Genomic DNA, 6,002 nt, shown 5'->3' with positions numbered 1-6,002 from the left:
GCCGCTTAATTGATTTTTATTTTTTGTACTGTCTACTTGACGGGGTGCAGTTCACCTGTCGGGACAGCCTCTTTTGACTGCAATGCGATTAGTAATGCTAGTTCAAGAAGAATAGCACGAACAATCCGGCGAAGACGCAGTATACGGAGAACCATTTCAGATTGCCGCGCGCCATTAAGCCCATGAACCACTTCAATGCAAAGTAGGAAGCGACGAAGGAACAAATAAAAGCGAGCAAATAAGGACCGATCAATTGACCCATCATAGGGTCCTTTATCATGTCTTTCCCTTCAAGTATCATACTTCCCACACTGACCGGGATATAAAGGAAGAAAGAAAAGCGCAGTGCCGTTTCCTGCTTCCATCCTAATGCCATGGCAGCCACTATCGTGGCCCCGGAACGGCTGATCCCGGGAATGAGCGCAACGGATTGCGCCAAACCGACGATGAACGTTTCCCCGAAGGACAAGTCTTTGTCCCCTTTGCGCCCGCGCAAATTGCGAATGAGCCATAATGCGAGAGCGGTGATGAGCAGGGTAGCGCCAATAATCTTTAATCCTTTGAATACATCGGCAATCGTATCTTTAAATACAACGCCGATGACACCTGCAGGAATCGTAGCAAGAATTAAATAGACGACAAACATAAAGTCCGATTTTGCATCCGGATCGCGTTTAAAAATGAAGCGGAACGTATTTACAGCCAGTCTGACAATATCTTTGCGATAAATGAGCAAAATAGCTAACAAGGATGCAAAGTTGACGAGCACTTCAAAGCTGAGTCCTTCCATATGTAACCCAAACAACTTTTCGGCAATTACCAAATGTCCGCTGGATGATACCGGAATCGGTTCCGTGAACCCTTGCACCAAACCGAGCACTGCATATTTAAGCCAATCCAACCATTCCAAAAATATTCACTCCCTAATTAGATGCAGTTCAAAAAGCCCTCTTTTGAACACGCACTATTAATAAATTGCTTGTCTGCTAGATTAAGAGACACGTAATCATCTTATAATCGTGGCTAGATAGTTGTCAAAGTCAGAAGGGGGATGAATTGAAAAAGGGGATTGACAATAGAATTAACCACGCCTATAATCTTAATAGTAATAATTACGAAGAAGATAGAACACCTTGCTCACTCATACATATGAGCATAGGAGAGGAAATTAGAGGAATGGAAAGGAAGTTAAGCAATGAATCTACGTACTCCTACCCACATTCGTAAACTGGCAGTGCTGGTGTGCAGCTTCATGCTCGTGCTGGCCGGCTGCGGGAACGGCGCTCAGCAGGGCATCGTCGAGGGCAAAGTCAATGTCGTTACGAGCTTTTATCCGATCTATTATATGGTTAATGAAATAGGCGGCGAACATGTGAATGCCATTAATTTAATTCCTGCTGGTGTCGAGCCGCATGATTGGACGCCAAAAAGCCGCGATTTGCAAAATGCGTCAAAGTCCCAGCTGCTCATGGTGAACGGAGCCGGATTTGAAGGCTGGCTAGACGATTTCGTGAAAGGATTGGATTCCACGTCGACAATTAAGACGATCGAGGTAAGCAAGGGCGTTGCTCTCATTGAAGCGGACGGCGCTCATGAAGAATCCGCTGATCATGCCCATGAGGAAGGGCATGAGGATGGCGATGCAGAGGGTCATGAGCATGACCACGACCATGGCAGCACTGACCCGCACACTTGGGTGAGTCCGAAATCGGCGCTCGTAATGGCGAAAAATGTGAAAGATGCGCTTGTGCAGGAAGATGCGGCGCACCAAGCTGAGTATGAGAGTAATTATGAAAAGCTGAAATCGAAGCTTGAAGCTATCGATGCCAAATACGAAGAGTCGTTGAAAAATGTGAAGCATCGTGATATCGTCGTATCCCACCACGCATTCGGATATTTAAGCCGTGATTATGGATTGACTCAGCATGCAATTATGGGAATTACGCCGGATGCGGAACCAAGAGCGCAGGATTTGCTGCGGTTATCGAAGCTGGTTCAGGAGAAAGGGCTTAAATACGTGTTTTTCGAAGAGTTGGTGTCGGATCAATTGGCAAAAACGTTAGCAAGCGAAGCGAAAGCCGATATCCTGGTGCTGAGTCCGCTCGAAGGGCTGACGAAAGAACAGGCGGATGCGGGCGACAACTATTTGACGTTGATGGAACGCAATTTGCAAAATCTCCTTCTCGCGTTACAATAAGAATGGACGTTCAGCGCGGTCTCTTATACAGCTTGAACGAGGAAGCGAGATGAATCGAGGATGAATACGATTGACACCTGTCATGAGCAGGTGATTTCATTAGAGCATGTAGGATTTGGATATGAAGGACAGCAAGTATTTCAAGATGTGAATTTTACGGTATATGAGCGGGATTTTGTCGGTGTCATCGGAACGAACGGTGCGGGCAAGACCACGTTGCTTCGATTATTGGTCGGGTTGCTGCGTCCCTCATCGGGCGAGGTTAAGCTATTTGGCACACCAATTCAACGGTTCAAAGAATGGGAGCGGATTGGCTATGTTCCGCAGAAAAACTCGTTCAATCCACTCTTTCCGGCTACCGTTATGGAAGTGGTGCAGTCCGGGATGTATAACCGGAGCCGCTTGTTCCGGCGACTGACCAAAGAAGACATCAATCAGTCAAAAGACGCACTGCGTGCGATGCGGATCGAGGACCTGGCACACAAGCGCATCGGGCAGTTGTCAGGCGGACAGCAACAGCGTGTGTTTCTCGCCAGAGCGATGGTGAATAAGCCGGAGTTGCTCATTCTTGACGAACCGACGGTTGGAATAGATGCACAAACGCAAAAGGAATTTTTCAATTTATTACAGCATCTTCACGAGCATCATCATATGACGTTCATTATGGTGTCGCACGATCTGGATCTGGTCAATTCGTGGTTGGGCAGTGATCCGAAGGGAACGTGCGGCAAGCTTAACTTCTATGTCAAGCATTCGCACAATGTGGAGTGTGTGGAACCAGATTTAACACACGGCGTGCTCAGTTAAGAGTAACGCCGTGTTGCACTTGGATTGAATTTAAGGGGTAGTTCAAAAAGCCCTCCTTTTATCACGAAGCAGGGTTCTTGCAACCTTCTCGGTGCTGAAAAGTGGTCTTTTTGAACACGTATTTAAAGGGGTCGTTACGATTGTTGGATATTATCAGTTCTGAATTTTTTCAACGGGCGCTTATCGGTGGTTTGCTTATTGGAGTGACCGGGCCGTTAATGGGGATGTTCCTTGTGCTGCGCCGTTTATCGATGATCGGCGACACGCTTGCGCACGTAACGATAGCCGGCGTAGCGCTCGGCTTTTTGCTCGGTGTGTATCCTCTAGCTATGGGGATCGTATTTGCGCTTCTCGGTGCGGTAGCGATTGAGAAGCTGCGCAAAGCGTACAAAACCTATGCCGAATTGTCCATCGCGGTTATTATGTCAGGCGGGGTAGCGCTGGCTTCGTTATTTTTTACGCTCGGTATGAGCTTTAATGCGAATGTGACCAATTATTTGTTCGGAAGCATTTATACACTGAACAGCACGGACTTGACGGTCGTTGGAGTCGTTACGGCCATTGTCATTATATTTATGCTTATCTTCTTCAAAGAGATGTTCATGCTGACGTTTGACGAAGATGCAGCAGCCGTCAATGGCTTGCCGGTACGCTGGCTCAATTTAGCCGTAACCGTGCTGACCGCACTCGTCATCAGCGCAGCGATTAAGATTGTGGGGGCTCTGCTCGTATCCGCATTATTGACGATCCCGGTCGCCACGAGCCTGTTAGTCGCCAGAGGCTTCAAGCAAGCGGTCATTACGTCTGTGTTGGTGGCAGAGTTCGCCGTCGTTGCTGGACTGCTGACAGCAGGTATTTGGAATTTGGCACCAGGGGCAACGATTGTCCTTCTGCTCATTGCCGTGTTAATATTGACCTTAGTAATACGCCGCGGGGTAAAAGTATAACGGTGCTTGCATGACGAAATACAGCTCCATGCAAGCTTGCGCGGGAGGAGGCGGTTTCAATGGCGGATATTACGGTGTGGATTGCATTTTGGGCGGGAGTGGTATCATTTATTTCTCCCTGCTGCTTGCCGTTGTATCCTTCGTACATTTCGATTATTACCGGAATGTCGGTCAATGAGTTGAAGAATGAGCAGAACACGCGGGCAGTCAAATGGAAGACGATGACGCATACGCTGTTCTTCATTCTCGGAATTAGCGTCGTGTTCTACACGTTAGGACTGAGTGCCACCTTCTTGGGATCCTTTTTGTCCCAATACAGGGATGTGGTGCGGCAAATTTCAGCGATATTGATTTTGGTGATGGGGCTCATCTTACTCGGTATATTCCGTCCGCAGATGCTCATGAAGGATTGGAAGCTCGATGTCAGCAAAAAAGGGGGCTATTTCGGTTCGTTCTTATTCGGAATGGGCTTCTCAGCAGGCTGGTCGCCTTGTGTAGGGCCGATTTTGGGGGCCATTTTTTCTCTGACCGCCTCAGAGCCCAGCATGGGCATCTTGATGACCACAGCTTACTGCATCGGATTCGGTTTGCCGTTTTTTATTTTATCGTTCTTTATTGGTTCGACCCGCTGGCTTACGAAATATTCCGGTATCATGATGAAACTAGGCGGTGGCATCATGATCATAATGGGAGTGCTACTCTTTACGGATCATTTGAACCAGCTCAATATTTGGCTGCAGCAAATTACGCCTGATTGGTTGCGAAATCTTACATAGACATTCATTAACCGATAGACCGTGTGCTCTTATTCCTACCAAGAGCACACGGTTTTTTTCATCACGTGAAGTAAAGGATGCGGGAAGTCGGGAAATGCTCGTAAATTTGTTCCGAAATGAATGACTTTAACACGCCGGCCTTCTCATCCGGATAAACATATTTCCCTTGTCCCCAACGGCCCCATTTGTACTTGCGTTCCTCTTCCTTCATTTCAAGCTTGCTCTTCGGATATCGCTTCTCTATGACAGATTTGGCTGTTTTCGTGAAGCGGTGCTGGATGAGCTCAAACGTCAAGTCCCATTTCGCTTCCTCCGGCAATGATTGCGCTAGTCGCTTAATCAAAGTTGTATATCCGTCCTCCCAGCCTTCATACCAATAGATTGGTGCGATGATAAAGCCTAACGGGTAACCGGCACGAGCGATTTTGCCTGCAGCTTCAATACGCTCCTCGAAGCGTGAGGTTCCAGGTTCGAATTGGTGTATGACATAATCGGCATTCACACTGAAGCGGACGTCTGTGCGGCGATTATGATTCAGGTGAAGCAGGGGTTCAACATGATGATACTTGGTGACGAAGCGAAGGCGTCCGAATTCCTCCTGTCCCATTCTTTCGATCAGATCAGACAAGCTGCCTGTAATGTGTTCGAGACTTAACGGGTCGGATGTACACGACGCTTCGAACCGTGTAACCTCAGGCTTTCTTTCTTCGATATAACGCTTTGCCGCATTCCACACGTCATCTGTATTGACATATACCCGTATATATGGCTTGGCGCCTAGCGTTGTTTGCAAGTAACAATAATGGCAATGCCCGATGCAGCCTGTTCCGATAGGAATTGCATATTCCGCCGATGGTTTAGATTGATCGAAATGTAATGTTTTGCGCACACCGACAACAAGCGTGCGTTTGGCGATTCGATATTTCTCTACATCGGTTTCTCCGGGCAAATTAGTAATTCGGTTATGAGAGGTGGTCATTTGATACTCAATCCCTTGCGCTGTGACCCAATCCATAATTTGCTTGCCTTTCGGATAATCTAACGCATCTGGTTCAAAATAGACGAGCTCTGGCACGAATTTCAACGTGGCGCGAGGGGAGCGGCTTGTGGTGGCGGAGGCCGGAACAACCTTCTGGGTTGGCATGCGCATATCCTCCCTTCCTTTTGTATTAGCAATGTGTGTGCAGTCCAATATAGTTTGTGTATTCGAAGTGGAGTAATCGACTGGTAAATGTCGTATTTACGGGGAAGGTTGAACTTGTTCGAGAAACAATG

At 47.6% G+C, this 6,002-nt stretch carries 6 protein-coding genes; 4 read left to right on the top strand and 2 right to left on the bottom strand.

The window, feature by feature from the left end; translation table 11 throughout:
- Positions 1 to 97: 97 nt before the first annotated feature.
- Positions 98 to 910 carry an undecaprenyl-diphosphate phosphatase gene (locus LQV63_RS28230; RefSeq protein ID WP_233699200.1) on the bottom strand — a complete coding sequence of 271 codons (813 nt, stop codon included), beginning with the start codon at positions 908 to 910 and terminating at the stop codon, positions 98 to 100.
- Positions 911 to 1,195: 285 nt separating this feature from the next.
- Here LQV63_RS28230 and LQV63_RS28225 point away from each other — a divergent pair, with 285 nt between their 5' ends.
- The 4 genes from LQV63_RS28225 (at position 1,196) to LQV63_RS28210 (ending at position 4,727) form a co-directional block, all read left to right on the top strand.
- Positions 1,196 to 2,197 (top strand): metal ABC transporter substrate-binding protein, encoded by a 1,002-nt coding sequence (locus tag LQV63_RS28225; protein ID WP_233699199.1) that lies wholly within the window; start codon positions 1,196 to 1,198, stop codon positions 2,195 to 2,197.
- 60 nt (positions 2,198 to 2,257) lie between these two features.
- Positions 2,258 to 3,004, top strand: a complete 747-nt coding sequence (locus LQV63_RS28220; protein ID WP_019422947.1) for a metal ABC transporter ATP-binding protein — start codon at positions 2,258 to 2,260, stop codon at positions 3,002 to 3,004.
- Between the two features lie 143 nt (positions 3,005 to 3,147).
- Positions 3,148 to 3,951 (top strand): metal ABC transporter permease, encoded by an 804-nt coding sequence (locus LQV63_RS28215; protein WP_026011199.1) that lies wholly within the window; start codon positions 3,148 to 3,150, stop codon positions 3,949 to 3,951.
- A 59-nt stretch (positions 3,952 to 4,010) separates the two neighbouring features.
- A complete protein-coding gene (locus LQV63_RS28210; RefSeq protein WP_233699198.1) occupies positions 4,011 to 4,727 on the top strand; it encodes a cytochrome c biogenesis CcdA family protein in 717 nt (238 codons plus the stop codon).
- Between the two features lie 61 nt (positions 4,728 to 4,788).
- On the opposite strand, the gene splB is transcribed toward LQV63_RS28210, so the two are convergent.
- A complete protein-coding gene (splB, locus tag LQV63_RS28205; protein WP_019422944.1) occupies positions 4,789 to 5,871 on the bottom strand; it encodes a spore photoproduct lyase in 1,083 nt (360 codons plus the stop codon).
- Positions 5,872 to 6,002 lie beyond the last annotated feature (131 nt).

Origin of the sequence: Paenibacillus profundus (genome assembly GCF_021369635.1) — a bacterium.
Taxonomy (GTDB): Bacteria; Bacillota; Bacilli; order Paenibacillales; family Paenibacillaceae; genus Paenibacillus_B; species Paenibacillus_B profundus.
This window is presented reverse-complemented; position numbering and strand designations above follow the sequence as displayed.

Bases quoted from the DNA above. Each gene is read 5' to 3' on its own strand.
- LQV63_RS28225 (WP_233699199.1), top strand. From the start codon at position 1,196: ATGAATCTACGTACTCCTACCCACATTCGTAAACTGGCAGTGCTGGTG.
- LQV63_RS28220 (WP_019422947.1), top strand. From the start codon at position 2,258: ATGAATACGATTGACACCTGTCATGAGCAGGTGATTTCATTAGAGCAT.
- LQV63_RS28210 (WP_233699198.1), top strand. From the start codon at position 4,011: ATGGCGGATATTACGGTGTGGATTGCATTTTGGGCGGGAGTGGTATCA.
- splB (WP_019422944.1), bottom strand. From the start codon at position 5,871: ATGCCAACCCAGAAGGTTGTTCCGGCCTCCGCCACCACAAGCCGCTCC.